Origin of the sequence: Caballeronia sp. SEWSISQ10-4 2, from assembly GCF_030464885.1 — a bacterium.
Classification (GTDB): Bacteria; Pseudomonadota; Gammaproteobacteria; order Burkholderiales; family Burkholderiaceae; genus Caballeronia.
The window spans coordinates 101,594-127,558 of the sequence record NZ_JALPRJ010000012.1 but is presented as its reverse complement, the minus strand read 5'-3'; the positions used below and the strand labels follow the sequence as shown (position 1 = coordinate 127,558).

Below are 25,965 nucleotides of genomic sequence, written 5' to 3'. Positions count from 1 at the left end.
CACTCTGGACATTCCCAACTCATTCAGGTGCCTCATCATGCAAAGGTTCAGCGATCGCGCGGACGTCGGCCACTTTATTCAGGGTCGCCGTGTTCCCGGCACGGGCAGCCGCACCCAGCCGATCTTCAATCCCGCGACCGGCGAGCAAGCACGCACGCTGCGTCTGGGCGATGTCGCCGATGTCGACGCCGCCGTCGCCAGCGCAAAGAAGGCGTTCGTGGCCTGGAGCGAGACGCCGCCTATCCGCCGCGCGCGGGTCATGCTGCGTTTTCTGGAGTTGATGAATAAACACCGCGACGAACTCGCCGCGATCATCACCGCCGAGCACGGCAAGGTGTTCAGCGATGCGCAGGGCGAAGTGTCGCGGGGTATCGACGTGATCGAATTCGCGTGCGGCATTCCGCAGCTTTTGAAGGGCGACTATACGGAGCAGGTATCGACGGGTATCGATAACTGGACGACGCGTCAGGCGCTTGGCGTGGTGGCCGGCATTACGCCGTTCAACTTCCCGTGCATGGTGCCGTGCTGGATGTTCCCGGTCGCTATCGCGGCGGGTAATGCGTTCGTGCTGAAGCCGAGCGAGCGCGATCCGTCGGCGGCGCTGTTCATGGCAGGGTTGTTGCAGGAAGCTGGGCTGCCCGATGGCGTGTTCAGCGTGGTGCAAGGTGACAAGGTTGTGGTCGATGCGCTGCTCGTGCATCCCGATGTGAAGGCCATCAGCTTTGTCGGATCGACGCCGATCGCGAATTACATCTATCAGACCGGCGCGCAGCACGGTAAGCGCGTGCAGGCGCTTGGCGGCGCGAAGAATCATATGGTCGTGATGCCGGATGCGGATCTCGATCAGGCTATCGATGCGCTGGTTGGCGCGGGTTATGGATCCGCGGGAGAGCGCTGCATGGCGATTTCGGTGGCGGTGCTGGTTGGCGATGTCGCCGACAAGCTGATTCCGCGGCTTGCCGAGCGGGCACGCACGCTGATCGTGAAGAACGGTATGGAAGCCGATGCGGAAATGGGTCCGATCGTTACCCGCCAGGCGCTGGAACGCATTGAAGGTTACATCGCGCTGGGTGTGGAAGAGGGTGCTTCGCTGGTGGTGGATGGGCGTGGGTTGAAGGTGCCGGGACATGAAGCGGGCTTCTTCACGGGCGGTACGTTGTTCGATCACGTGACGCCTGAGATGCGGATTTATAAGGAAGAGATTTTCGGGCCGGTGCTGGCTTGTGTGCGGGTCAAGGACTTTACCGAAGCGGTAGATCTGATCAATGCGCATGAGTTTGGCAATGGGGTCGCTTGCTACACGCGCGACGGGCATGTGGCGCGCGAGTTTGGACGGCGGATTGAAGTGGGCATGGTCGGGATCAATGTGCCCATTCCCGTGCCGATGGCATGGCACGGGTTCGGCGGCTGGAAACGCAGCCTGTTCGGCGATATGCACGCGTATGGCGAGGAAGGCGTGCGGTTTTATACGCGCCAGAAATCGATCATGCAGCGGTGGCCGGAGAGCACGGAGAAGGGTGCTGAGTTTGCGATGCCAACGGCGAAGTAAGAGAGGTGATTTTGGGTCGCCGCTGCTGGCCGCAGCGGTCGGCTTAGGTCCAATGTATTTTTCAGTTTCGCATCAGTCGGTTAGACGGGCGGTCATTCATCTAACCGACGCGTAAATCAGGCTGGCCGCGCCCAATCATCTTTTATGGGCGCAGCGTTGCTTACCGGTTTTATCGACGATGTTGCATTCGGTTTGACAGGCTGCGCCGCACCGGGATTCGTGGGTTGCGGGGTGTTAGCCGCCTGCGGTGCGCTATGCCGCTTGACGACCTCGGTGCCAATACCAGCCACACTTAACGAGCTGTCCCGCACCTCGATTTTCAGCGGATCGGTCTTCTTCCACTGCTTCTTCGGCAGCACCAGCTTCCACTTCGCATTCTTTCCATCGTCGCGGAAGAATGCAACGATGCCGACGTACTCCGCGTCGTCGCTCATCGGCTCACCTATGCTGGCGTTCGCATTGGGTCGGAGTACAAGTTCCGTCGAACCAAGCAGGTCAGCCTTCAGTGCATCCATATCGTTTGTCTGCAGCTGTGTGTATCTGCGACGACGCGCTGATCGGTGAACTGGTGCGTGCCTGTCAGTTGCCCGACTCGGGGGCGCGCAATATCGATGGCCTGCTTGACCAGCAGATCCTGCCGGTGCTCTCGCGTGAATTGCTGATACGTGTGTCGCAATCAACCGCGATTGAAGCGATCAGGCTTTCCTATTCCGATGAGCGCGGAATAGGAGTTGATTTCGATGAGACTGCATCGAGCACGAGCGGGGCCAGCGTATGACGCGCGGCGGTCCTGGGCTTTTCGAAGCGCTGACAGGCCATTTTGCGAATGGCGATCCTATCGGCTTGCACGATCGGAACCAGCAAACGTTCCTTTCTGTGCGCGACAATATCCAGCGTATTTTGAATAGCCGTCGCGAAAGCCTCGCGCATTTGCCTGATTATGGTCTTGGCGATCTGTCGAAGATTTATCGGCACATGCCGGCCTCGGCACATACGCCGAGGCGCGAGATTGAAGACACGTTGCTTAAGTACGAGCCGCGCCTGAAGTCGATCGATATTGCCAGCACCGATCCTGAGGAAAGCCTGCTGCTGAATTTTACGATGTCCTGTGAGTTGCACCAAGTAGGACTCGTGCGTTATGGCACGTATTTCACGGCTGACGGACAAGCACGGCTTACAACCCACGGAGACATCGACTGATATCAGGGTTTGTGGATACGGACGACCCGAACAGCGACAATCACCCGAACAGAGACCGATAAAACTAAATAGAATATCTAACCGAGGTGGTCCATCTGTCCCGCCAGCAGAACCTCAAAACTGTTCATCAGCACAAGCGAAACCTCCATGACCCTCCCCACCACCTCGCCCATACAAACCTGGCATGCCCACGTCTACTTCGACGCCTCCACCCGCGACGCCGCCTGGAAATTCCGCGAGGAAATCGCCGCTTATTTCGGCGATGCCCTGCAACTAGGCCGGTTCCACGAAAAACCCGTCGGCCCACACCCTCAATGGTCTTACCAACTCGCTTTCGAGCGTACGCAATTTGCCGATATCGTCGAATGGCTGACGCTGAACCACGGTGCGCTTGATATTTTCCTCCACCCGAATACGGGCGATCCATTACGAGACCATCGCGACGCGGCAGTGTGGATCGGCCACTCGCACAATCTGGTGCTCGACAACTTCACGGCCTGATTAAAGCAGTCCGCCCCAATCACGAATCCCGGGCCTGCCTGAACCCGCCCGGTCCAACACCATACGTGTCTTTAAACTTCTTGCTGAACGCCGATTCCGACTGATATCCGACATCGTCGGCAATCTCGGCAATGCTCTTCGATGTGCGCGTCAGCAAGGTTCCTGCAAGCTGCATGCGAATGCGGGTGAGCAGGGTCATCGGCGAGTCTTCCGTCAGCGCGCTGAACGTCCGCATGTAGGTCGCGCGTGACATTGCCGATTGTTGTGCCAGCATCTCGATGGTCCATCGCTCAGCCGGCCGTTCAAGCATGGCGATCACCGATGCCCCAAGCCGCGGATGCGCGAGCAGCGCGAGCACATCGGTCGTGGATGGTTGCTGTTCAAGATGCGCCCTTAGCAACAGGGTAAACAGCGCGGTAGAGAGCGCCGACACGATCGAAAACGCGCCCGGCGCTGCCTGACTCGCCTCTTTGCGCATCATGCCGACCATGCTCGTGAGGTCGGGCACATCGCCGCGAGCAAAGGTCATTTTCACGAGATCCGGCAGCACGTCGATGAGCAATGCGTTAGCCGCATAATTAAAGCGACCGCATAGCAGATCGAGACTCGCAGCGTTCGGCCCACAATTCGTGCGGACTGTCACCACACCGTTATGGCGGCTCTCCATCTCGGCCTGTTCGCTTCCGTCAGCCGGTTCAAGACCCCGTAGCACATGGGCGTCGCCGCGCGGCAACATGACGATATCGCCAGTTTCCAGAAGCACGTCCTCCTGCCCGCGGAACTTGAGAAGACAGCTTCCGGCGAGCACCACGTGGTATACCGCTTCGCTCGGCGGAGCCGGCGGATGGTCCAGTTCCCACTGACCGCTGAGAAGGCAGCGCAGGTCGAGCGCGCCTTGCAGGCGAGATAACTGGATCAGTCGGTCGAGTGTATCCATGGTTGAGCTGAGAGACGCGAGAGGCTCGCGATTAGCGGCGGCGTAGCGATCTTACCGGAGATCGCAGCGATAGATTCCTGGCTTGAACTCGCTCGAACACGGTCATCCTGCCACGGTTCGCGTGCAATAAAACCCGGGCAATGAGACGAACAAGCATCGATTCGAGCCGCTCCGGCATGGAGATTCGACGCGCGCCAGCCTAAATTTAGGTCATCGCGCGGCGGCGTTGCATCGAAGGGAACCTGCTCTCGCGGCACGGAGCGAAACGTCCAATACCAACACGGTTTCGCCTTGCGCAAACACCTCAAAGGGAGCTGAAAATGTCGACGGTCGAGCAGTTCGAATATGTGTTTCTGGGCGGCGGAAAAGGCGGCAAGACGCTGGCGATGGAACTCGCCAAATCAGGCAAGCGCGTGGCAGTAGTCGAAGAGGGAATGATCGGCGGCTCGTGTATCAATGTGGCATGTATTCCGAGCAAGGCGCTGATTCAAACCGCGCGCATCATGCACGCCGTGCAATCCGCTGACATATTGAAGGGCGCCGCTCCTGAGGCCAAAGTCGATATGACGCAGGTGCATCGCCGCGTGCGCGCGGTCGTGTATGGCATGGTCGATATCAACGCCAAAGCGTTCGAAGCATCGGGCTTCGATCTGATCCTCGGCACCGGACGTTTTGTCGGGCCGCGCCGAATTCATGTCGCGATGAACGACGGCCGGGAACGCACGGTCGAGGGCGATTATGTGTTCATCAACACGGGGACCTTCGCGGCCATTCCGGATATTCCCGGCCTGCGCGAAGCTGAACCCATGACGCACGTTGAAGCACTCGAACTCGACTCGCTGCCGGAGCATCTGATTGTGATCGGCGGCGGTTATATCGGCCTGGAAATGGCGCAGGCGTTCCGGCGTCTTGGTAGCAACGTAACCGTCGTGCAAGAGGCGCCGCGTATTGCCATGCGCGAGGACGCTGACGTCACGGACGCAATCGAATCGATCTTCGCGAACGAAGGCATCGACGTGAAGGTGTCGGTCAAGCCATTGAAAGTCAGCGGCCGGTCAGGGCAATCCGTCACTGTCGAACTGAGCGATGGTACGCGCCTAACGGGCTCGCATCTGCTGGTGGCAACGGGCAGGGTGCCGCGTACAGCAGGCATCGGACTCGATGCAGCAGGCGTTGCGCTCAATGAACGCGGGTTTATCAGGGTGGACGAGCGTCTCGCGACGACCGCGCTGAACACATGGGCGATCGGTGAAGTCGCGGGGACGCCGATGTTCACGCATGCATCGTTCGATGACTATCGCGTGCTCAAGTCGCAACTCGCCGGCGGCAATCTGACCACGCGGGATCGCGTTATTCCGTATGCAATGTTCATCGAACCGGAGCTTGCGCGCATTGGCATCAACGAAAGCGATGCACAACGTCAAGGCATTGCAGTGCGCGTTGCCAAGTTGCCGATGGCATCTATTCCCCGCGCCCGCACAACCGGCGAGATGCAAGGTTTCATGAAGGCAATAGTGGACGCGGAATCGGATCGCATTCTCGGCTTCACAATGCTCGGCTCGAACGCGGGCGAAGTGGTTGCGTCAGTGCAGATGGCCATGCTGGGCAATCTTCCCTACACCGCGATCCGGGACGCGATCGTTTCGCATCCGACCATCGCGGAAGGGCTGAACATGTTGTTCGCGAAGATTCCTGAAAGAGCGTGATGGAGGTTCAGCTACGCACCCGTCCCGTCGATGCCCTTTGCACCAGCACGGGCGCGGGTGCAACGCGCATCGGCGTTTCGCAGTGGCCGCCGCTTTCGATCAATGCCTCCAGCAACTCGACGGCCATGGTAGCGGCGGCTTCGGTAGGAACCGCAACCGTCGATAACCCCGGCCGCGACTCCCGCGCCAGCTGAATGTCAGTAATCCCAATTACTGACAGATCGTCGGGAATGCGCATGCCCCGATCTGCTGCGGCATGCATCGCGCCCAACGCAGGCAAGTCGTTGGTGGCGAAGATCGCGGTCAGGTCCGCGTGCTCCGTCAGCAACTCGCACGCGGCCTCGTAGCCGCCCTGCACGGCGTCGCGGGTAAAACGCGCTTCCTGTGCCGGATGCGCCACGCCGGCAGCGTTCAGCGTGTGACAAAACCCGGCATATCGCGCTGCCTGCACTCCCTCCGGCTGACTCCCGATGATCGCGCCAATCCGCGTATGCCCAAGGTCTAGCAGATGTTGCGCGGCCAGCGCGCCGGCTGCGAAAAAATCCACGGCCACGCACGGCAATCCCGGCGATACATCCGGCCGTTCCCACATGCACAGCACGACGGGCGTGCCGCGTGCCCGCGTGGTGTGAAGATCGTCGAAACCGATCCGGGAGTTCATGACAAGCACGCCTTCCGACAAAGTCCCCGCAATCTGGTCCAGGTAAGCGCGGCTGATAACCGGATCTTCGTTCGTATTACATACGATCAGGAAACGCCCATTTTTCCGCGCCGCGCGTTCTGCCGCCAACGCAAATTCCGGGTAAAACGGGTTCGCAATACTCGTCACCATCAACGCCAGGGTCGGTGCGCTCCCTTCGGCCAGCGCCCGGGCCGTCAGGTGCGGCCGGTAGCCCAAAAACTCCACTGCATCGAGCACACGCTGACGTGTCGCAGCGCCGACCTTGCCGCGCTTGCGCAGCACATTGGAAACGGTTGCCGGCGTGACGCCGGCGCGCAAAGCGACTTCGGCCAAAGTAGTCATCGAATCTCGAAGCAGGGTTAACGCGGGTACAACATCGGCTAACTGTGGCTAGCTTGGCGGCTTCGTGCAAATATCCGCGTTTGTGTCCATATTTTGGGATGGCTTCCCGGCATTTGTATAAATCAGCCGACATCGCTAAATTTGCGACTCAAGGCAGTTAAAAAAACACAGGACGGAGACAGCCAGTCGAAGCGATCCCGAACGCGGATCGTCTTTTCGCAGGCAGAAGGTTAAGCGCTTAACCTTCCGTTGTCTCCCCGGTTAAACACGGAGACGTCGGCATGGCGAGCATCTCTTTAAGATCGGTTCAGAAAGCCTACGGCGACCACGCGCCCGTGATTCGCGATGTCGATCTCGAGATCGGCGAGCACGAGTTCTGCGTGTTCCTTGGCCCTTCTGGATGCGGCAAATCCACCTTGCTGCGCATGATCGCGGGCCTCGAAGACATCACGGACGGCGATCTTTACATCGACGGAAAACTCGTCAATGAGGTACCGGCTGCGCAACGCGGCGTCGCGATGGTGTTCCAGAGTTACGCGTTGTTTCCCCACATGACCGTGTATCAGAACATGGCGTTCGGCCTGACGCTCGCGAAGACACCGAAGGACGTGATCGACCGGAAAGTAAAGGAAGCCGCGCGCGTGCTGCAACTCGAAGCGCTGCTCGAACGCAGGCCGAAGGAGTTGTCGGGCGGACAGCGGCAACGGGTGGCGATCGGCAGGGCTATCGTGCGCAGTCCGAGCGTGTTTCTCTTCGACGAACCGCTCTCCAATCTTGACGCTACGTTGCGTGGACAAACGCGAGTCGAGATCGCGCGCCTGCACAAGCAGTTCGATACGGCCAGCGTTGTCTACGTGACCCACGACCAGATAGAAGCAATGACGCTCGCCGACAAGATCGTGCTGATGCACGCGGGTGCGGACACGGCGAAATACGGCAGCATCGCGCAAGTGGGTGCGCCGCTCGAGTTGTATCACCGGCCGCGAAGCCGTTTTGTCGCGGGGTTTATCGGCTCGCCGCGGATGAACTTTCTGCCTGCACGAGTGGTATTGGGCAGCGCCGAAAGCGTGTCGATTGTCCTCGATGGAACGAACGAGCGACTTCAGATCCACGCCAACGGTGAGGCATTGCGGCCCGATCAAGCCGTCACGCTTGGCATTCGTCCCGAGCATCTTGAACCGGCCGCGAGCAACGGTTCGATCCAGCAAATTACTCGCAGCGTGTCACTGGTCGAACAACTCGGCGAGCACAGCTATCTGCATCTCGATCAACCCGGCGGCGCGGTGCTGATCGCCAAGGCACCCGGTGACCGGACTCCCCGGCAAGGCGAGAACGTTGCGTTCAACGTGCCGCCTGCTTCGTGTCATCTCTTCACCGAGGACGGCTTTGCCGTCACATCGGCTGCCATTCCCCATTTTGCGTAGGAGCGCACCGTATGCGTCTTGGCGTCTGTTATTACCCGGAGCACTGGCCCGAATCGATGTGGAAAGACGATGCGGCGCGCATGAAAACGCTCGGCATCGACCGCGTCCGGATCGCGGAATTTGCATGGAGCCGGATCGAGCCCTCGCCGGGTGACTATCAGTGGGACTGGCTGGACCGGGCTATCGATGTGCTCGCCGATGCGGATCTCAAGGTCGTGATGTGTACGCCGACCGCGACCCCGCCCAAGTGGTTGATCGATCGTCATCCGGACATCCTGCCCATTGGCGCCGATGGTCGTCCGCGCGCGTTCGGATCGCGCCGGCACTACGATTTTTCGTCGCCTTCGTACTTCGAAGCGTCGCAGAAAATTTGCACGGCGGTAGCCGAGCGTTATGGCAAGCATCCCGCCGTGGCGTTCTGGCAAACAGACAACGAGTTCGGCTGCCACAACACCGTGGTGAGTTATTCGCCTGCGGCGTTGCAGCGTTTTCGGCGATGGCTGAAGCATCGCTACGGCACGATTGACGCGCTCAACACCGCATGGGGCACGGTCTTCTGGAGCATGGAATTCCGCAGTTTCGACGAAATCGATCTGCCCGTCGGCACCGTGACGGAAGCGCATCCGACACATCGGCTGGACTACCGGCGTTTCGCCTCGGACGAAGTCGTGCGTTTCAACCGCATGCAGGCCGAGATTATTCGCGCGCATTCGCCGCAGCGGCCGGTTGCGCACAACTTCATGCAGCTCTTCACCGAGTTCGATCACTACAAGGTGGCCGCGGATCTGGATATCGCGACATGGGATAGCTATCCGCTCGGGGCGCTGGAAGAACAATGGTTCGATCCTTCGGTCAAGGCGAAGTGGTTGCGCACGGGTCATCCCGACTTCGCATCGTTCAATCACGATGTATATCGTGGAATGTCGAAGCTGCCGTTTTGGGTGATGGAGCAGCAGCCGGGGCCGGTGAACTGGGCGCACTGGAATCCCGCGCCGCTGCCGGGCATGGTGCGCCTATGGAGCTGGGAAGCATTCGCGCATGGGGCAGGGTGTGTATCGTATTTTCGCTGGCGGCAAGCGCCGTTCGCGCAGGAACAGATGCACGCGGGTTTGAATACGCCAGACAACCGGCTTGATATGGGCGGCGAGGAAGCGTCGGCGGTGGCGAAGGAGATTGAACAGGTCTTGAAAGCGGACGGTGATTCGCCGGTCTCCACCAAAGTGGCACTTGTTTGGGATTACGAAGCAAAATGGTTGTTCGAAATTCATCCGCAAGGCGCCGATTTCCACTATCCACGCTTTGCGTTCGAGTATTACAGCGCGTTGCGTAGCCTCGGGCTGGATGTCGATGTGATTTCGGTGGATGCGCCGCTGGATGGCTACAAGATGATCGTGGTGCCGCCGCTGCCGGTGGTTTCGGCGGAGTTCGCCGGCAGGCTCGCGGCGAGCGGCGCGCAAGTGGTCCTCGGGCCGCGTACCGGATCGAAGACGATCAATCTGACGATTCCCGCCGCGCTCCCGCCCGGCGAAGGCATCGCCAAACTGATTCCCATCCGCGTGTGGCGTGTCGAATCGATGCGGCCGAACGTGACCGAAAAGGTGGATCAGCGCGGTGAGGCGCGTCACTGGCGCGATCTTATCGAAACGAGCGATGGCGTGCAGATTGAAGCGGCTTTCGCCGATGGTCATCCTGCTATCGTGCGTCGCGGGTCGGTGCTTTATCTCGCCAGTCTCTTCGACGAAACCCTCACGCAGGATATCTTTCTCAGCGTGGCGAAGGCAGCCGGTCTCGATGCGGGGCCGCTGCCAGAAGGTATCCGGATCAGCCGGCGCGGTGCGTTGACCTATGTCTTCAACTACAACGCGACGCCGCACAGGATTTCGAAAGCAGGCCATTTCGTAGTCGGGCAGGAGGAAGTAGAACCGCAGGGCGTAGCGATTTATAAAGCATAGGGAAGCACACAACACCCATCGATGAGGAGACACGCATGAAAACCTTGATTCGCCACGGACTGACCGGCGCTGCACTGGCGGTCGCATTAGCTACGGCCAGCATTGCGCAGGCGGGCACCCTGACCGCGAACATCGCGTTCAAGGGTGCAAGCCAGCGCGCGGTCTGGCAGCAGACCTTCGACGCCTTCAAGAAGGCGCATCCGGATATTGACGTGAAGGCGACTTTCGTCGATGAAGAGGCCTACAAAGTGCAACTGCCGGGTTGGCTCACGACCGTCGCGCCCGATATTGTCAACTGGCACAACGGCGAGCGCATGGCGTACTACGCAAAGCGTGGCCTGTTCGAAGACCTGACGCCCGACTGGAACAAGAATGGCTGGAACGCGATGTACGCGTCGACGAAAGAATCGTCCACGTACAACGGCAAGCAATATTCGGCGCCGACCGTGTATTACGCGTGGGGTATGTTCTACCGCAAGGACTTGTTCCAGAAGGTCGGCATTACGGCCGAGCCGAAGACGTGGACAGAATTCCTCGATGCCTGCAAGAAGCTGAAAGCCGCCGGCATTGCGCCGGTTGCGGTAGCAGGCCGGGATGCGTGGACACTTGCCGGCTGGTTCGACTACCTCGACCTGCGCATCAACGGCAACGCGTTCCATCAGAAGCTGATGGCAGGGGACGTGGCCTACACCGATCCGCGCGTGAAGAAGGTCTACACCGCGTGGAAGGGATTGATCGACGACAAGGTGTTCATCGACAACTCGCTTTCCTACGACCTCGACGCCGTGCAGCCGTTCCTGTTCCAGGGTAAGGCCGCCATGATGCTGATGGGCACGTTCATTACCGGCGGGTTCCCGGAGAACATCAAGCCGCAGATGGGCTTTTTCCAGTTCCCGATCATCGACAACAACGTGCCGACTGCCGAAGACGGCCCGGTGGAGTCGCTGCATATTCCGTCGAAGGCGAAGAACAAGGCGGACGCGCACACGTTCCTGGCATTCGTGGAAACGCCTGAGATCAGCGCGCTACTCGCGAAGGGCTTGGGCTCGCTGCCGGCCAATAGCAAGTCGCCGGAACCGGACGATCCTGTCTCGAAGATCGGCTTCCAGATCCTCTCGCAGACGAAGGGTGGCATTGCCCAGTTCTACGACCGCGACATGACCAAGGAGATGGCTGACGAAGGAATGAAGGGCATGCAGCAGTTCGTGTCCGATCCGAGCCAGCTGGACGCGATCCTGACGCAGCTCGAAGCCACGCGCAAGCGTATCTACAAGAAGTAGCGCGGGACGGCGGCTCGCGACGACCGCGAGCCGCCCTGGCGATCAGGAGAGCACGGCATGTCCGAAACCCTCAGCGTTCCGGCGATGAAAACGAAGCGCCGCAGAAGAATGTCGGCCACTGCGCGGCAGCAGCGGCTGGCCGCGTTCCTGTTCCTTGCGCCCGCTTGCATCATGGTGGCAATCTATGTGATCTGGCCGATCGTCTCCAGCCTCAGGCTCAGCTTTTACAACTGGGACGGGATGACGGAGAAAACCTTCGCCGGTTTCGATAACTACATAGAGCTGTTCCATGCGCCCACGTTCTACACCGCGCTAAAGAACAACGTGCTGTGGTTGATCCTGTTCCTGCTCGCACCGCCGATGGGTCTCGCCGTTGCGTTGTACCTGAACCAGGCGGTGCGCGGTATCCGCATGGTGAAGTCGCTGTTCTTCGCGCCGTTCGTGTTGTCCGGCGTGGTAGTCGGTTTGATGTTCAGCTGGTTCTACGACCCGACCTTCGGTTTGCTGAAGCTGATTCTCGGACACGGGGTGCCGGTGCTGGGGGACGCGCGTTACGTGACCTTCGGCATCATCTTCGCTGCGCTCTGGCCGCAGACCGCCTACTGCATGATCCTGTACCTGACCGGATTGACGTCGCTTAATTCCGAGCAGATAGAAGCGGCCCGGATGGAAGGCGCGAAGGGCTGGACCATGTTGTGGCACGTCGTCTTGCCGCAGCTCCGGCCGACCACCTTCATGGCGATCGTGGTCACAATCATCGGTGCATTGCGAAGCTTCGATCTGATTGCCGTGATGAGCGGTGGCGGTCCGTTCGAAAGCTCGACGGTGCTGGCTTACTACATGTACGACCAGGCGATCAAGTATTACCGCATCGGTTATTCGGCCGCCATTGCCGTGGTGCTGTTCGCGATCATGATGGTGTACATCGTTTATCACTTGCGCAGAATGTTGCGCACCGAGCAATAGCCAGGAGCGCTCCATGTTCCCAATGCCCGTCGCCAAGTGGAAGCCCGTCAACCGGGCGCTTTACAAGTTGTCGTTGCCGGTCGCGCTGGTGATCTGGTTGTTGCCGTTGATCGCGGTGATGGTCACCTCCATTCGTTCCTCCGATGAACTCGTCGAAGGCAATTACTGGGGTTGGCCGAGGCACTTCTCGCTGATTGCCAATTACAGCGATGCGCTCACGACTTCGCCGATGCTCCACTATTTGTGGAACAGCGTGCTTATCACTGTGCCGGCTGTAGTCGGGTCAATCGTGCTGGCTTCGATGGCCGGTTTCGCCTTGGCGATCTATTCGTTCCGCGGCAACTCGGCGTTATTCGCGACGTTTGTCGCGGGGAATTTCGTGCCCATTCAGATCCTGATGATCCCGGTGCGGGACCTGTCCTTGCAGATGGGCATCTTCAACACCGTCGGCGCGCTCATCTTGTTTCATGTCTCGTTTCAGACCGGTTTTTGCGCGCTGTTCTTGCGCAATTTCATCAAGCAGTTGCCGTTCGAGTTGGTCGAGGCGGCGCGGATCGAAGGCGCGAATGAGTGGACGGTGTTCTTTCGAATCGTCTTGCCGTTGATCCGTCCGGCGTTGGCCGCGCTGGCGATTCTCGTATTTACGTTCGTCTGGAACGACTATTTTTGGGCGTTATGTCTCACCACAGGCGATGAGGCGGCGCCGATCACCGTGGGTGTCGCCGCGCTCAAGGGACAGTGGGTGACGGCATGGAACCTCGTCTCCGCAGGTTCGATACTCGCGGCATTGCCTTCGGTGATGATGTTCTTCGCGATGCAGCGGCACTTCGTTGCCGGGCTGACGTTCGGGGCAACGAAGGGCTAAGGCGATGACCTAATCGCGCAACCATTTATCGATCCGGACAACGACATAGTCCGCTATGAGTTTTTGCAGGTGAGTGGTCGGATGATAAGCGTCGGCGAACATGTAGATGCGGTCGGCATCCGGGGAGACGTAGGTCGAGCGCGAGCAGAACAGTGCGCTGGTGTCGTCGGCCTGGAATTCCGAAGGAAGGTTCGCCGGATTGCACGCTACGTTGGTGCCGCTGCTGCCGTTGAAGCGAAAACCAAGCTGGCGATAGTTCTCCGATGTTTCATCGATGAACGTGAACGCATCGACTCGCAGCACGGATGGCGAGGAAGGTAGCGCTTCATCCAGAGCGGTGTTGAATACCTGCGCAAGACGCCGAAGCACTTTCGCGGAGCCCGGCAATTGCTGCTCGACAATGTTTGCGATTGGCGCCTTGCTGATGTCGGGTACGTTTTGTACGACGATATGCGTGGCGCCATGTTGCTGCACGTTGTGCACCAGTCCCGCGAGTTGTTGCGCCGCTTGTCGCAGCGACGGCTCCACCGCCTGCAGAGAGGCGGCCGGATCGCCGCCGTTCGCAATCATTCCCGCCCACGCGCCATAGGCGTCCTGAACGTCGTTGGCCCCGCCTTGCATCAGCACGAGCTGCTGTGCGGTGAAGTGTGTGTGCGTCTTGAGATAGGCGGCCACCTGCGAAGTCAGTGGGGTCTGCAGCTCGCCGGTATCGCCGGTTGCGTCGCCAGGGTTCGGCGCGCCCGCCACCCGGGCGCCTCCCTGGGCGTAGCCGAATCCTTCCGGATGAACGACGCTAGCCTGTCCGAAGCCGCCGGTCAGCGCGGGCGTAAGGCGCGATCCATAGTGTTCCGCGATAACCTGTACAGAGACAGCGCCGGGATTGGTCGTGTACGCGCCACCGCCGAATTGCCGGGCATACGCATAGGTGCCTACATCCGAAAGACTGTCTCCGAACGACACGACCTGGGTGAAGCTGCGTCGCTGATCTGCGGAGTCCGCCGATGCATTCGATGCATGCGACAAGCCGATAACACTACACGTCAAAGCCAGGAACGCGAAACGACTGACTATTTGCATGACTGGAGACTCCAAAGGGGGATCGATCGGGTTTATCGAAGAATAACCTCGTTTGCGTGCTGAGCACTACGGCCTATGCTAAGGACAGACCGGTTCTGCTGCGCTTCATGTTGTGGATCACGGCCACGATGTCATCGCCCGGTAACACGCCTGGCAATAATGGAGTTCTTCGGGCCGGTACGCTGCGGTCCGGTTTCATGCCAGTCTGCGCTCCCGGTCTTCGTGAGAGCCTTGCGCTGGCCTTTCCCCCCAAGGACGAGAACACCAGACATGTCGAACAAGAACATTGACGATATTCCGCTTGCCGAGCAGATTGCAACCGTTTCGCGGCGTGGTTTTCTTAAGCTGGCCGGAGCTTCCGGACTGGCCACGGCTGCAGGCAGTCTGGCTTCGACGAGCAGGGCCGCTGCGGCAAGCCCGGACGGTACGCCCGAACAGATCCACCTGACCTGGGGCAACGAGCCGGCGACCGAGATCGTGATCTCCTGGGCGTCGCTTGCGGCGGCGGTCAACCCGCGAGTGCGCTTTGGTCGTGCCGGCGAGGCCAAGGCAACAGTGCATGGCATACAGCGCACCTATACCGATGGACTCAACGGTGAGATTGTTTGTACCTATCACGCGCGTCTGCGAGGCCTGAAACCCGGGACTAACTACGAATACGAAGTCACCGCCGACAACGACAGCAACACAACTCATCCCTTCAGCGCGACTTTCCAGACTGCCCCGCGGGGTGACGCCCCGTTCCGCTGGACCAGCTACGGCGACCTTGCCACGCCCAATACCGGTTGGGTGCTCTCGTCGCCTCAGAGCCGCTTCGCCGTGCAGGCAGTGGAGCGTTTCCAGCCGCTGTTTCATTTGCTGAACGGCGATCTCTGCTACGCCAACCTGAACCCGACGCATCAGCCCGAGGTATGGCGCGACTTCGGCAACAATGCCCAGACCTCGGCGGCCAATCGCCCCTGGATGCCTTGTCCGGGTAATCACGAAGTCGAATTTCACAACGGCGAGCAAGGCCTGGATTCCTACCTCGCGCGTTATACGTTGCCCGAGAACGGCACCCGCTTTCCCGGTCGCTGGTACAGCTTTCGTGTGAGTTCGGTGCTGTTCATTTCGCTCGACGCCGACGACGTCGTCTATCAGGATGCGGCCGCTTTCGTAGCCGGCCCGAGCCCGCTGGTGCCGGCCGCGAGCACCGGCAATCCACCGATCGCCCCGGGGACGTCGTTCTACATTCGCGGCTACAGTGGCGGCGAGCAGACCCGTTGGTTAAGCGAGACATTGCGCAAGGCGGCGGAGGACGATGACATCGACTGGATCGTCGTCCAGATGCACCAGGACGCGCTGACTTCTTCGAAGACCGGCAACGGTTCCGACAAGGGCATCCGGGAGGCGTGGCTGCCCCTTTTCGACCGCTACGGCGTCGATCTCGTGCTCTGCGGCCATGACCACGACTACGAACGCAGCTTTCCCGTGCGTGGGTGCAATCATCATGCGGGCACGGATGCCGCGACGGGCCAACCCGTGGATACCTTGCAACCGCGTCCGGTCATCACGTCGCATCCTGCCGATGGCGCCTTCGACACGAGCCACGGCACGATCCACCTGATCCTGGGCGGTGGCGGCACCAGTGCGCCCCTGGATGTCTATGGACTGGACGTCGGGACCGGCAATCCGCAGGCAAAGGTGTTCACCAAGCCCAATCGTCCGATGGCCGGGACCACGGCGAACACGTTCGTGCGTCAGCCTGCCGATGCCCTGGAAGACGCCATCTGGTCGGCCCAGCGCGATACCGGCACTGGCTACGGCATCGCCGTGTTCGATTTCGATCCGGGCAAGCGGGGCGGCAAGACCACGATTAGGATGAACTACTACCACGCCCCTGGCGCCGACCAGACGCCGACTGCGAACTACGAGCTGTTCGAGACAATCACGCTCTCCAAGGAGCGTCGGAGCTGATCCGCGGCGTCTCGCTAACTGGCGCATAAGCGAACACCTTGCACATCCCGGCAAACGGAAGTGCAAGGTGGCAGCGTGGGGAAGGCCGAGGTCCGTCGATTCGTTAACCTAATAAAAGGCTTATAACGACGCTAAAATCCCGCTAATTGGGCAGGTTCGATTTATTCATCGCAGAGCCCTCCAGTGTCGTCTCCCACCCGCCGATATACCTTCGATACAAGGTATGCGATCCATAGGAGACGACCCGATGAAAATACTAAAAATGCCAGCCGAATCCCATTCTGCGGGATATCTCGACCGCTTCAGGAAAGTCAGCTTGCGCGCCAGCATTACGCTAGTGCTGACGGTTTTCGCGGCACTTCTGATTGCGGTCAGCGCATTGGCAGCCATTGCGCTCCAGGCCAGCAATTCCGCGATCGAAAAGATGTATACGGAAGACACGCATTCGCTTCTTCAAATCAAAAGCAGCTATGAGCATGTGATGCACGCACGCCTCGCGCTTGGCAGCTTTGCGGCGCTGTACGGATTAGGCGATGTTCAGCCGGCGTTGCTTGAAGGCGCACATCGCGACCATCGCGATTCGGACGAGGAAGTGCGGGCATACCTGGCGACTGCGTCGGCGGACGATGCCGAAACTGCGCTTCGCACGCGCTTGGTCGCCGCGCGTCAAAAGTATCTGCACGACGGACTGGAGGCATCGTTCGAAGCGCTTGGTAAAAGCGATTTCTCGGCCTACAAGTCACTCCAGGGCGCTGAAACAGAAGCACTGGCAAACAATTTCGGTGCCCAGGTAGCTGCGCTGGAAGGCGTCCTGACCGAGCGTCAGAAGGCGCGTTACACAAGCGCTCAAGACCGCTTCCACACGATGCTGGGGCTGCTGGCCGCGGCGGTGGTTGCGTCGTTGGTAGTCGGTACGTTCGCGCGTCATGCGCTGCTTAACGCAATCGTCAAGCCGGTCAAGCAGGCCATTCACCAGTTTCAGCGGATCGCTGCGGGCGACCTGACGAATCCCATCGATACCGGCCGTGACAACGAAATGGGCGCGTTATTGCGCGCGCTCGAGCAAATGCAGCAATCGCTGGTCGAGACGGTGACGATCGTGCGCGCCAGTACCGAATCGATCAACGTCGGCGCGACGGAAATCGCCAGCGGCAATAACGACCTCTCCGTTCGAACGGAGCAACAGGCGGCGTCGCTGGAAACCACGGCGAGCAGCATGGAGCAAATCACAGCGACGGCAAAAGCCAGCTTCGAGAGCGCCCGGCAAGCGAGCGAGATGGCAACGCAAGCATCGGAAATGGCCGCGAAGGGAGGCGTAGTCGTCAGCAACGTGGTGACCACGATGCAAGGCATCGCCGCGCATTCGAAGAAGATTTCGGAGATCACGAGCGTGATCGACGGTATTGCGTTCCAGACGAACATCCTCGCGCTCAACGCTGCAGTCGAAGCGGCGCGTGCTGGCGAACAGGGCCGGGGTTTTGCAGTCGTGGCAGGTGAGGTGCGCAGCCTGGCGCAGCGCAGTGCATCGGCGGCTCATGAAATCAAGGTGCTGATTCAAGACTCGAGCGCGAACATCGATGCGGGCTCGACGCTGGTGGAAAGCGCGGGGATGACCATCGGCGGCGTGGTGAGCGCGGTCGAACGCGTTTGCCAGATCGTGACGGAGATTTCGGCTGCAGCGGGGGAACAAAGCAAGGGGATAGAGCAGGTCAATCTGGCTGTTGCGGCCATGGACCAGAGCACGCAGCAAAATGCGGCACTTGTTGAAGAAGCCGCTGCTGCGGCGCAGTCCCTGAGAAGCCAGGCGAGAACGCTCAGCGACGCTGTCGAGGTGTTTCGGCTTTAGCGATTGCGCTCAAGCCAGCCCTTTGCGCAGCGGCTGGCCTGAGCGACCGGATTCAGGCTTGCGGCGCTGCGTTATCAGCCGCTTCCGTACCGCCTTCGTCCTCTTTCTTTTCTACTAGCGATTCCAAAGCGCCGGCGCCTTTAAAACCGGCGACTGCAGCAATCCCTTTCGTCAGAAGTGACGCATCCGGATCGACCTTGTCGGTTGCCTCGACTGCGGCGACTGCGCCCACGATCTCACCTACCGTATCCAAAATTCCCATGGTAATCACCGTATATATTGAACGTGAACGCTTACTGTTTCACGAATATCAAAGGACGTCGCGGTTGGAATCTTCAGAAGCATCTTCCGCCGGCGACACTATTTCCCCTAGCAACGAGGTGTATGACTTGCGCCGATGACGAGACTCTACTCGTCATCATCAGTGACAATATCACTGCGAAAACCGCGACACTGTAAATTCTTGTTATGTGCCTCCGCGTTCGTTGTCTGGCCGCCCGCCAACACGCGTATTTCCTCACCCCCGACCAGACCAAAGCATCCGCTAGCGTTAGCGAACGAGCAATTCCTGACCGTCTGCTTACAGCCTGCTGACCGTTCCTTCAAAGGTCATGGCACCGCGCCGGATTGAGCAGCGCCTGACATCCGCCAACTCTGTGCCCATTGCTGTGCTTACGCGAACTAGCGCAAGCGCGCATAACACGAGCGAGAACACGAAGCCACCTAATTGATCACAGACCATCTTTTCGATGTCGTGTAACCAATGCCGATCAACGGGCGAAATACTTTATGAAGCGCGGCCAATAGCTTGCGCTCAAGTGTCCGGCGCCAGGAGACGTGGAATTTTAGGAATGCCTGATTGGCAGGCGCGTCGGCAGGTCTCTAAATGACCCTTTCGGAGAGTAACGATGAAAATGAACAAGTTGACAATGATCATGGCCGCGGCGGCCCTCAGCGTATCGACGCTGGCTAGCGCGCAAACTGTGCAGCCTGTGCAGGGGATGGACGCAAACTCAATGCAGGCCGCCGCGAATCAAGGACCAAAAACACGCGAGCAGGTGCGCGCGGAACTGGCCCGCGCTCGCATGGACGGCACTATTCCGCGTTTCGGAAATCCCGATCCGTACGGACCCGGCGGTACACCGAATTTCACGAGGCATTGAACGACGGGTAGGAAATAGAAAGACGAGCCGAGCGTCAAGCTTCAACCAGTCCGTCACGGTAGGGCGGGAGCGGAGAATCCCGGCGTGAGGAACGGCCTGCAATGTGAATGAAGTCGACTCTAACCGGAAGCAGATAGGCCAATTATATAGTAATCCTTATATTTTATAAACAAACCTGAAACTGGAGATCCAATGAAATCGATTCGAAAAGTCATCCTCTGCGCAATGCTTCCGCTTTCTTTGGTCGCGGGCCTCGCGCAGGCACAGGGCATCGGGCACAACGGCACGTATCTTATGCCGCCGAACTACCAAATGATGATGGACAAGCTGACGCCCGAACAACGTACCCAGGCCATCACCATCCAGCAGAAAATGATGCAGATGGAGATGGAACACCAGGAGGCGATATCTCAGATGGAGATGAAGCACGAGCACGAAATGATGCAAATGCAGAATCAACTGCTGGATCTGTTCAAGGGCCACTAAGTCCTGTCCGGCAATGACTTACCGAGGCTGCCTTGGGCGTGATGTCGACGTTCCGGCAAGCGGCAGCTTCGGTAACCGGATTCCAGATAACCAAGGCGAGCCCCGGGCGGCGTAGTCCTGATAGAGCCGCTCGTCATTTCGCGTGAATTTGCCCGGTGAACCGCGGAAACTGCATCCGGTATTGCCCCGCACGAGAGGAGGCAGACATGTCCTTTCATCATCCCACTCTATCCGTTCCCCCAGGATTAACCGCATTCGTATTCGCGGGCGGCGGCAGCCTCGGCGCGATCGAGGTGGGCATGCTGCGGGAGTTGCTCGATCAAGGCGTTCGCCCAGGTTGCGTGATCGGCGCATCCGCCGGAGCCATCAATGCGGCGTATTTTGCTGGCCGGCCTGATAGCGACGGCGTCGCCATGCTCGAATTGCTGTGGTGTCGCATCAGGCGGCGGGACATCATGCCGCTCACCATGCTTGGGCTGTTCCAGATGATGTTGCGTGGCCGTTCCCATCTCGTCGAGGCAACGGCCCTGCGCATGCTGCTGGAGAATAATTTGTCGTATGCACAGGTGGAGCAATCGGTCATTCCGCTCCACATAGTCGCCACTGACATGTTGAGGGGCAACGAAGTCATCCTCTCATCCGGTCCGGTGGTGGATGCCGTCCTCGCGAGCGCTGCGATTCCCGGCGTGTTCCCGCCGGTGCGCATTGGCGACCGGGATCTGGTCGATGGCGGTGTGGCCAACAATACGCCGATCTCCGTGGCCATCGCGCTCGGTGCAACGCGCGTCATTGTGCTACCAGCCGGTTTTGCTTGTGCGCTGCGCAAGCCGCCTGGCAACCCGATTGCGCAGGCCATGCATGCGCTAACGCTTGTCATCGCACGGCAACTTGTGCGCGATCTGGAATTTTACTCGTCCCGTGCCGAGATCTTTGTCGTGCCGCCATTGTGTCCCCTCGATGTATCGCCTTACGACTACACGCAATGCGACCGCCTGATCGAGCGGGCAGCCGGGAAGACACGCGCATGGCTGAGCGAGGGCGGTCTTGAGCGGGCTTTTATGCCAGATGAATTGCGCGAACACACGCATACCGCGCTGAGCGCAACGGCTCGATGAGGTTTCGACGCAAATGGTCGGCCAACCCCACGACGTCGTTCCTGCGCGGACCGTACGTTGACCCGCAACAGAACCTTGTCGACCGCCATGACGAGGCCGTTGCTTTGGTAGACGTCGTAGGTGGAAATGGCTTAGCCGCGTACGAACCACGTTCGTTTAGCGGCAACAAGCATTGCCCGGTAAGTCACCCACGATACGACGAACGTGGCCGGTGCGGAGAACGATTGCAACACACCCGGAAGGTTCATCAGCAGCAACCCCGCGAACGCGCCGGCGAACCATGCAGTCAGGCCGCCCGGATTGAACGCGGGTACGTGTGAGTCGCGACACTCGATCTCTGCACCGAGCAAGGTGTCGACCTTGGTCGACAGAATATGGGCAAGCGCAACGCCAACCCACGCTACCACAAAGATTCCCTGATAGGCGAGTGCTTGCAGGATCTTTGAAAACACGTCGGCCATCATCAGCGCATACACCACTACGCCGACCACGAGTGCCCAGACGAACTTCGGCGCGTGCAGACCTGCGACCTTTCGAAAGAACGCTTGCATGTTGATCGCGGCAAGATAGTAGTTCGCCGTGTTGATGCGCGACTGCGTAACCCACACGAACAGAAGGCCCCATATCCCCATCAGCTTCAGCAGCGCGAGCACCACCGATACTTCCGAGAGCGGCCCCAATCCGGGAATCGTGCTGACCAGATAAATACCGACTGCGCCGTTCAGCAGGAATGTGACGAGATAGAACGGCATGCCGAAATTGAAGCGGCCGTGATAGGGTGCATCCTTCTGGCGGCCGAAGCGCGCATAGTCGAAGGTGAACATCATCAGGACCCACACGCCCATGTAATACACGAAGCAATTCCACCAGCCGTTCGCGGGTATCGTGCCCTTGGGGCCGAAGTCGAGCCACGCTGCGTTGTAGCCATACTCGTGGGTCGTCAGAAGCACTGCTGCCAGCAGGCCTAGCAGATAGAAGGGCAGCAGCACACCGTTGAACTTGTCGAGCCAGTGCTGGACGCTGCCGAACACCAGCGGCACGCTGTAGCAGACTACGATCAGCGCCGCCCACTTATAGTCCAGCGCCGGGAAGAGGTTGTGCGCCGCGACTGCGATCACGGAGCCTTCGAAGACAGCGTAGTAGATCGCCGTGGCGAAGAAGATCAGCGTAGCGAGCGCGGCTCCTGCACCTCCAAACAGCACGCGCGAGAATAGCGCTACCGACAACCCGGTGCGGATCGCATAGCGGCTGATGATTGAATTGACAATGCCATACGAGATGACTGAAAGCGCCATGCCGATCAGCGCATTGCGCGTGCCGTACTGTAGCGCGAGCGCTGCCCCGACCACGATATAAAACACCGCGCTGCAGACGGCCCACCACGCCATAGTCAGCGAAAATGCGGGCATTCGGGCGCTGTCGGGAACGGAGTGTGTCGATAAATCCCGTTCGTGTCCCGCAGGGTCCTTCGACAAGTTAGCCATGATCCTTGCTCCTTCAGGCAGTAGAGTGAAAGAAGCAGGCGCGACCCGCTAACGCCCGCAAATAGAAAAAAGCACGACTGGAATAACCGCGGGCGAACGTCTCCCGCGCGGCGTCGTGACTAGCACGACGCTGCGGGTTTGCTTCGATTCAAAAGAGTACGTTGCTAACGACCCAGCACGTCGCGCAAACGAAGAAGTCTTGCGCTTGCGGCGCGACGCGCAGTGAGCGTCTGGTCCATCGATACCGCGACAAAACGCGCGCGATGATTCGGCTGCATCTGGCCGATGAGATCCATGTCCGCGCTGATCACGGTGCCGATGGTGGCGTAGCCGCCACCCGAGACGGCATCGCGATGCAGGATGATCGGTTCGAGACCGCCGGGCACCTGGATGGAGCCGATCGGATAACACGCATCGACGATGTTCGAAGAGTCGGCGCCCGCGCCAAAAGGCTGCACACGTTCGCGGAATTGCAGCGCACGTCCCTGCTTGTACCGGTAGCCAATGCGGTCCGCTTCCGGCGCGACCACCCAGGTGTCATCGAAGAAGGTGTGGGCCGATTCATCGGTCAGGCGATGGTGATAGAGCCCGGGCAGCACACGCAGTTCGATTTCCCTGGCGAGAGGCATTCGGAGATCGGCGGGGAGCTCACGGCCTTCTTTCGCTTGGTGACCGGGTGCAAAGCTTGTCAATCGATCGCCCTTTTGCAAGCGTCGCCCTTCGAGTCCGCCGATCGCACCCAGGGTGTAGGTCGAGCGGCTGCCAAGGACCACCGGCACATCGATACCGCCCGCCACCGCGAGGCACGCCCGTGCGCCCGCCTTCACGTGATCGAAGGTCAGTGTGCTGCCGGCCTTGATACGCAGCGAGACGTTGCAGGCCTGTGCGACGCCATCGATCTTTGGCGTCATCTCGGCGCCTGTGACGGCAATCAGTGTGTCTGAATGAAAGACCAGTTGCGGTCCAAGCAACGTGCATTCGAGCGCCGCCGCATCTTCGCTATTTCCAACCAGCAGGTTCGCCGCTCGCAACGAAAACTGGTCGAGCGCACCCGACGGCGGAATGCCGACGTAGTAGTAACCTTGCCGCCCGGTATCCTGAACCGAGGTCGCCAACCCCGGCTTCACCACTTCAATCACGCAGGTTTTGTCAGTCGGCATCGAGGACCTCGGCGAGTGTGCGGTTATAGGCATCGGGGTCATGCTTGAATTCGCTCAATACGAATTTCACGGGTTTCACGCGCAGTTCGAACGTGCCCGCTTCGACCTCGGCAACGGCGCGATCATAGGTTTGCCGGTCGATCGGCTTGAACTTGACGATATCGCCAGGCTTGAAGAACACCATGAAATCACGCAAGTAAGAAAGGCGTTGCTGAGGGTCGAAGATCGGGGCGGGTGTCACGCCGAACATCTGGTACCCACCCGCGCCGCGCACCGAGTAGATGCAACCGAAACAGCCGCCGTGGCCGACGGTGAGTTTGGGGGTATCGGTACGAGGCCGCAGATACTTCGGCACTTCGAGTTGCCGCGATCTCTCGACCATCTGGAACATGAAGGGCAGGCCCGCGACGAAACCGACCATCGAAACAAACCATGGCGCACCGGAATGTGCGGCGATGAACGCGTCGACGGTGCTTAGGCCGTTGATGCGCGCGGCGTACTTCAGATCGGTCGATGACGGGTCCTGGTGGCGCTCCCGAAAACGCATGAGCGTCTCATGGGTCCACGGATCGTTGTAGAGCACAGGTACTTCTACGATGCGCGTCTCCAATTCCAGAGGGGCATCCGCCACTTCTGCATCGATCTCTTTAAGCAGGGCCAGCAGCGTCTCGGGCGCGATCACGTCCGGATCGTATCGAACCTGATACGACGCGTTCGCCGGACAAATTTCCGTCACGCCCGCCACGTTGCGACGCTGCAGCTCGCGTGTGATGGCCGTGCCCTTGAAGAACGCATCGAGCGACATGTCCTCGCTGATCTCGACGAAGATGAACTCATCGCCGCCGAATGTGTAACGGACGTTCATGCTGCCTCCTCACTCTCGCCAAGTTTTGCATTGCGTTGCGCCATCCATGCTTCAAGATGGTTCGTGTGGTATCGGCCCGCGCGGATATCCGGGTCTGCAAGCATGGCCTGATGCAGCGGCGCGGTTGTCTTGACACCGCCTATCTTCATCTCGCGCAACGCACGATCGAGTCGTGCAAGCGCCGCCGGCCGGCTTTCGTCGAAGACAATAAGTTTCGCCAGCAACGAGTCATAGAATGGCGGGATGGTGTAGCCCTGATACAGCATGGAATCGATTCGCACGCCCGGGCCAGCCGGCCACACCAGTTTATCGATACGGCCCGGACTCGGACGGAAATCGCGATCCGGATCTTCGGCATTGATGCGGCATTCGATAGCGGCTCCGCGCATGACGATATCGCCTTGTTCAAAGCGCAACGGCTCGCCATCTGCAATGCGTAAGGATTCACGCACGAGGTCAATGCCCGTTATGGCTTCGGTCACCGGATGCTCGACCTGGATACGCGTGTTCATTTCGATGAAGTAAAACTCGCCGCGTGTTTCGTCGAACAGATATTCGAGCGTGCCCGCACTTCGATATCCGACTTCCTGAGCCAGTCGCGTAGCCGATTCGCATAACGATGTGCGTAGTTCACGCGTCAGCGAAGGCGAGGGTGCTTCCTCGAAGATCTTCTGTCGACGCCGTTGCAGGGAGCACTCGCGCTCGAACAGATGGACGACGTTCTTGCCATCGCCAAGTACTTGCACTTCAATGTGGCGCGCCCGCCCGATGAAGCGTTCCAGATAGACTTCGGCGTTGCCGAACGCTGCTTGTGCCTCACGTTGCGCGAGCGGTAACTCCACATCGAGCTGAGCCGCATCGTGTGCTACGCGAATGCCGCGTCCGCCCCCGCCGGCAGCGGCCTTGATCATCACCGGATAACCAATGCGGCCGGCGACATCGCGCGCCTGATCGAGTGAGTCGAGTACGCCCTCGCTGCCGGGCACGGTCGGCACGCCTGCGCGTTGCGCGGTGGCACGTGCGCGGGCCTTGTCGCCCATCATCGCAATGATTGACGAAGACGGGCCGACGAAGATCAGCCCCGCGGTCTCGACCTTCTCTGCGAACGCCGCGTTTTCCGATAAAAATCCATAGCCCGGATGAATCGCATCCGCGCCACATTGTTGAGCCGCTTCAAGAATGGCGGCTGGATTGAGATAACTTTTAGCGGCGTGCGCCGACCCGATCGGCACGGCTACGTCAGCCATGCGCGCGGCGAGGCTGTCCCGGTCCGCATCGCTGACAGTCACGGCCGCACGCATGCCCAGTTCCTGCGCCGCGCGAATGATCCGCACAGCGATCTCTCCGCGATTGGCGACCAGCACGGTGCGAATGCGTCGCGGTGTATAGAAGGCGTCCAAGGACATCGG

24 protein-coding genes are annotated in these 25,965 nt (G+C 59.7%); 15 read left to right on the top strand and 9 right to left on the bottom strand.

Annotated features, from left to right (window positions below; genetic code table 11):
- The first annotated feature begins 37 nt into the window (after positions 1–37).
- Positions 38–1,549 (top strand): CoA-acylating methylmalonate-semialdehyde dehydrogenase, encoded by a 1,512-nt coding sequence (locus tag M0D69_RS10970; RefSeq protein ID WP_301782049.1) that lies wholly within the window; start codon positions 38–40, stop codon positions 1,547–1,549.
- A gap of 116 nt (positions 1,550–1,665) precedes the next feature.
- On the opposite strand, the gene tssJ is transcribed toward M0D69_RS10970, so the two are convergent.
- A complete protein-coding gene (gene tssJ, locus M0D69_RS10965; protein ID WP_301782048.1) occupies positions 1,666–2,064 on the bottom strand; it encodes a type VI secretion system lipoprotein TssJ in 399 nt (132 codons plus the stop codon).
- Between tssJ and M0D69_RS10960 the strand changes: the two genes are divergently transcribed.
- The 3 genes from M0D69_RS10960 to M0D69_RS10950 all read left to right on the top strand — a co-directional run bounded on the left by M0D69_RS10960 (position 2,055) and on the right by M0D69_RS10950 (position 3,250).
- Positions 2,055–2,327 carry a hypothetical protein gene (locus tag M0D69_RS10960; RefSeq protein ID WP_367619700.1) on the top strand — a complete coding sequence of 91 codons (273 nt, stop codon included), beginning with the start codon at positions 2,055–2,057 and terminating at the stop codon, positions 2,325–2,327. The genes tssJ and M0D69_RS10960 overlap by 10 nt on opposite strands.
- Positions 2,324–2,749, top strand: a complete 426-nt coding sequence (gene tssE, locus M0D69_RS10955; protein ID WP_301782047.1) for a type VI secretion system baseplate subunit TssE — start codon at positions 2,324–2,326, stop codon at positions 2,747–2,749. Before M0D69_RS10960 ends, tssE begins: the two co-directional genes overlap by 4 nt.
- Before the next feature lie 147 nt (positions 2,750–2,896).
- Entirely contained in the window at positions 2,897–3,250 is a 354-nt protein-coding gene (locus tag M0D69_RS10950; protein WP_301782046.1) for a DOPA 4,5-dioxygenase family protein, read from the top strand.
- A 19-nt stretch (positions 3,251–3,269) separates the two neighbouring features.
- Here the strand turns inward: M0D69_RS10950 and M0D69_RS10945 are convergent, their stop codons facing one another.
- Positions 3,270–4,187 (bottom strand): AraC family transcriptional regulator, encoded by a 918-nt coding sequence (locus M0D69_RS10945; RefSeq protein ID WP_301782045.1) that lies wholly within the window; start codon positions 4,185–4,187, stop codon positions 3,270–3,272.
- A 320-nt stretch (positions 4,188–4,507) separates the two neighbouring features.
- On the opposite strand from M0D69_RS10945, the gene M0D69_RS10940 reads away from it, so the two are divergent.
- The gene (locus M0D69_RS10940; RefSeq protein WP_301782043.1) at positions 4,508–5,893 is read left to right on the top strand and encodes an NAD(P)/FAD-dependent oxidoreductase; all 1,386 of its coding nucleotides are present in this window, start codon (positions 4,508–4,510) and stop codon (positions 5,891–5,893) included.
- Between the two features lie 7 nt (positions 5,894–5,900).
- Here the strand turns inward: M0D69_RS10940 and M0D69_RS10935 are convergent, their stop codons facing one another.
- Entirely contained in the window at positions 5,901–6,917 is a 1,017-nt protein-coding gene (locus tag M0D69_RS10935; protein ID WP_301782042.1) for a LacI family DNA-binding transcriptional regulator, read from the bottom strand.
- A gap of 281 nt (positions 6,918–7,198) precedes the next feature.
- Here M0D69_RS10935 and M0D69_RS10930 point away from each other — a divergent pair, with 281 nt between their 5' ends.
- The 5 genes from M0D69_RS10930 to M0D69_RS10910 are packed head-to-tail and all read left to right on the top strand — an operon-like array spanning position 7,199 to position 13,404.
- Positions 7,199–8,341 carry an ABC transporter ATP-binding protein gene (locus M0D69_RS10930; RefSeq protein WP_301782041.1) on the top strand — a complete coding sequence of 381 codons (1,143 nt, stop codon included), beginning with the start codon at positions 7,199–7,201 and terminating at the stop codon, positions 8,339–8,341.
- 11 nt (positions 8,342–8,352) lie between these two features.
- On the top strand, positions 8,353–10,293 hold the full coding sequence (locus tag M0D69_RS10925; RefSeq protein ID WP_301782040.1) for a beta-galactosidase: 1,941 nt from the start codon (positions 8,353–8,355) through the stop codon (positions 10,291–10,293).
- A gap of 35 nt (positions 10,294–10,328) precedes the next feature.
- Positions 10,329–11,573, top strand: coding sequence for an ABC transporter substrate-binding protein (locus M0D69_RS10920; RefSeq protein ID WP_301782039.1), 1,245 nt, complete (start codon positions 10,329–10,331; stop codon positions 11,571–11,573).
- 57 nt (positions 11,574–11,630) lie between these two features.
- Positions 11,631–12,539 carry a carbohydrate ABC transporter permease gene (locus M0D69_RS10915; protein WP_301782038.1) on the top strand — a complete coding sequence of 303 codons (909 nt, stop codon included), beginning with the start codon at positions 11,631–11,633 and terminating at the stop codon, positions 12,537–12,539.
- 13 nt (positions 12,540–12,552) lie between these two features.
- Positions 12,553–13,404: a carbohydrate ABC transporter permease gene (locus M0D69_RS10910; protein ID WP_301782037.1), complete on the top strand. Its 852-nt coding sequence runs from the start codon at positions 12,553–12,555 to the stop codon at positions 13,402–13,404.
- 9 nt (positions 13,405–13,413) lie between these two features.
- Here M0D69_RS10910 and M0D69_RS10905 read toward each other — a convergent pair whose 3' ends face one another.
- Positions 13,414–14,481, bottom strand: a complete 1,068-nt coding sequence (locus M0D69_RS10905; RefSeq protein ID WP_301782036.1) for an SGNH/GDSL hydrolase family protein — start codon at positions 14,479–14,481, stop codon at positions 13,414–13,416.
- A gap of 270 nt (positions 14,482–14,751) precedes the next feature.
- Between M0D69_RS10905 and M0D69_RS10900 the strand changes: the two genes are divergently transcribed.
- Complete coding sequence (locus M0D69_RS10900; protein ID WP_301782035.1) at positions 14,752–16,437, top strand: metallophosphoesterase family protein; 1,686 nt, start codon at positions 14,752–14,754, stop codon at positions 16,435–16,437.
- A 247-nt stretch (positions 16,438–16,684) separates the two neighbouring features.
- Positions 16,685–18,283 carry a methyl-accepting chemotaxis protein gene (locus M0D69_RS10895; protein ID WP_301782034.1) on the top strand — a complete coding sequence of 533 codons (1,599 nt, stop codon included), beginning with the start codon at positions 16,685–16,687 and terminating at the stop codon, positions 18,281–18,283.
- Between the two features lie 52 nt (positions 18,284–18,335).
- On the opposite strand, the gene M0D69_RS10890 is transcribed toward M0D69_RS10895, so the two are convergent.
- The gene (locus M0D69_RS10890; RefSeq protein WP_047849011.1) at positions 18,336–18,545 is read right to left on the bottom strand and encodes a hypothetical protein; all 210 of its coding nucleotides are present in this window, start codon (positions 18,543–18,545) and stop codon (positions 18,336–18,338) included.
- A 646-nt stretch (positions 18,546–19,191) separates the two neighbouring features.
- Here M0D69_RS10890 and M0D69_RS10885 point away from each other — a divergent pair.
- From M0D69_RS10885 to M0D69_RS10875, 3 genes are all read left to right on the top strand, one after another.
- Positions 19,192–19,446: a DUF4148 domain-containing protein gene (locus M0D69_RS10885; RefSeq protein ID WP_301782033.1), complete on the top strand. Its 255-nt coding sequence runs from the start codon at positions 19,192–19,194 to the stop codon at positions 19,444–19,446.
- Between the two features lie 192 nt (positions 19,447–19,638).
- Complete coding sequence (locus tag M0D69_RS10880; RefSeq protein ID WP_301782032.1) at positions 19,639–19,932, top strand: hypothetical protein; 294 nt, start codon at positions 19,639–19,641, stop codon at positions 19,930–19,932.
- 206 nt (positions 19,933–20,138) lie between these two features.
- Complete coding sequence (locus M0D69_RS10875; protein WP_301782031.1) at positions 20,139–21,047, top strand: patatin-like phospholipase family protein; 909 nt, start codon at positions 20,139–20,141, stop codon at positions 21,045–21,047.
- Between the two features lie 131 nt (positions 21,048–21,178).
- Here the strand turns inward: M0D69_RS10875 and M0D69_RS10870 are convergent, their stop codons facing one another.
- The 4 genes from M0D69_RS10870 to M0D69_RS10855 form a co-directional block, all read right to left on the bottom strand.
- Positions 21,179–22,531: a cytosine permease gene (locus M0D69_RS10870; RefSeq protein WP_301782030.1), complete on the bottom strand. Its 1,353-nt coding sequence runs from the start codon at positions 22,529–22,531 to the stop codon at positions 21,179–21,181.
- Between the two features lie 164 nt (positions 22,532–22,695).
- Entirely contained in the window at positions 22,696–23,691 is a 996-nt protein-coding gene (locus M0D69_RS10865) for a biotin-dependent carboxyltransferase family protein (RefSeq protein WP_301782029.1), read from the bottom strand.
- Positions 23,681–24,556: an allophanate hydrolase subunit 1 gene (locus tag M0D69_RS10860; protein ID WP_301782028.1), complete on the bottom strand. Its 876-nt coding sequence runs from the start codon at positions 24,554–24,556 to the stop codon at positions 23,681–23,683. The genes M0D69_RS10865 and M0D69_RS10860 overlap by 11 nt, the downstream gene beginning before the upstream one ends.
- On the bottom strand, positions 24,553–25,962 hold the full coding sequence (locus tag M0D69_RS10855; RefSeq protein WP_301782027.1) for an acetyl-CoA carboxylase biotin carboxylase subunit: 1,410 nt from the start codon (positions 25,960–25,962) through the stop codon (positions 24,553–24,555). The genes M0D69_RS10860 and M0D69_RS10855 overlap by 4 nt, the downstream gene beginning before the upstream one ends.
- Between the last annotated feature and the right edge of the window lie 3 nt (positions 25,963–25,965).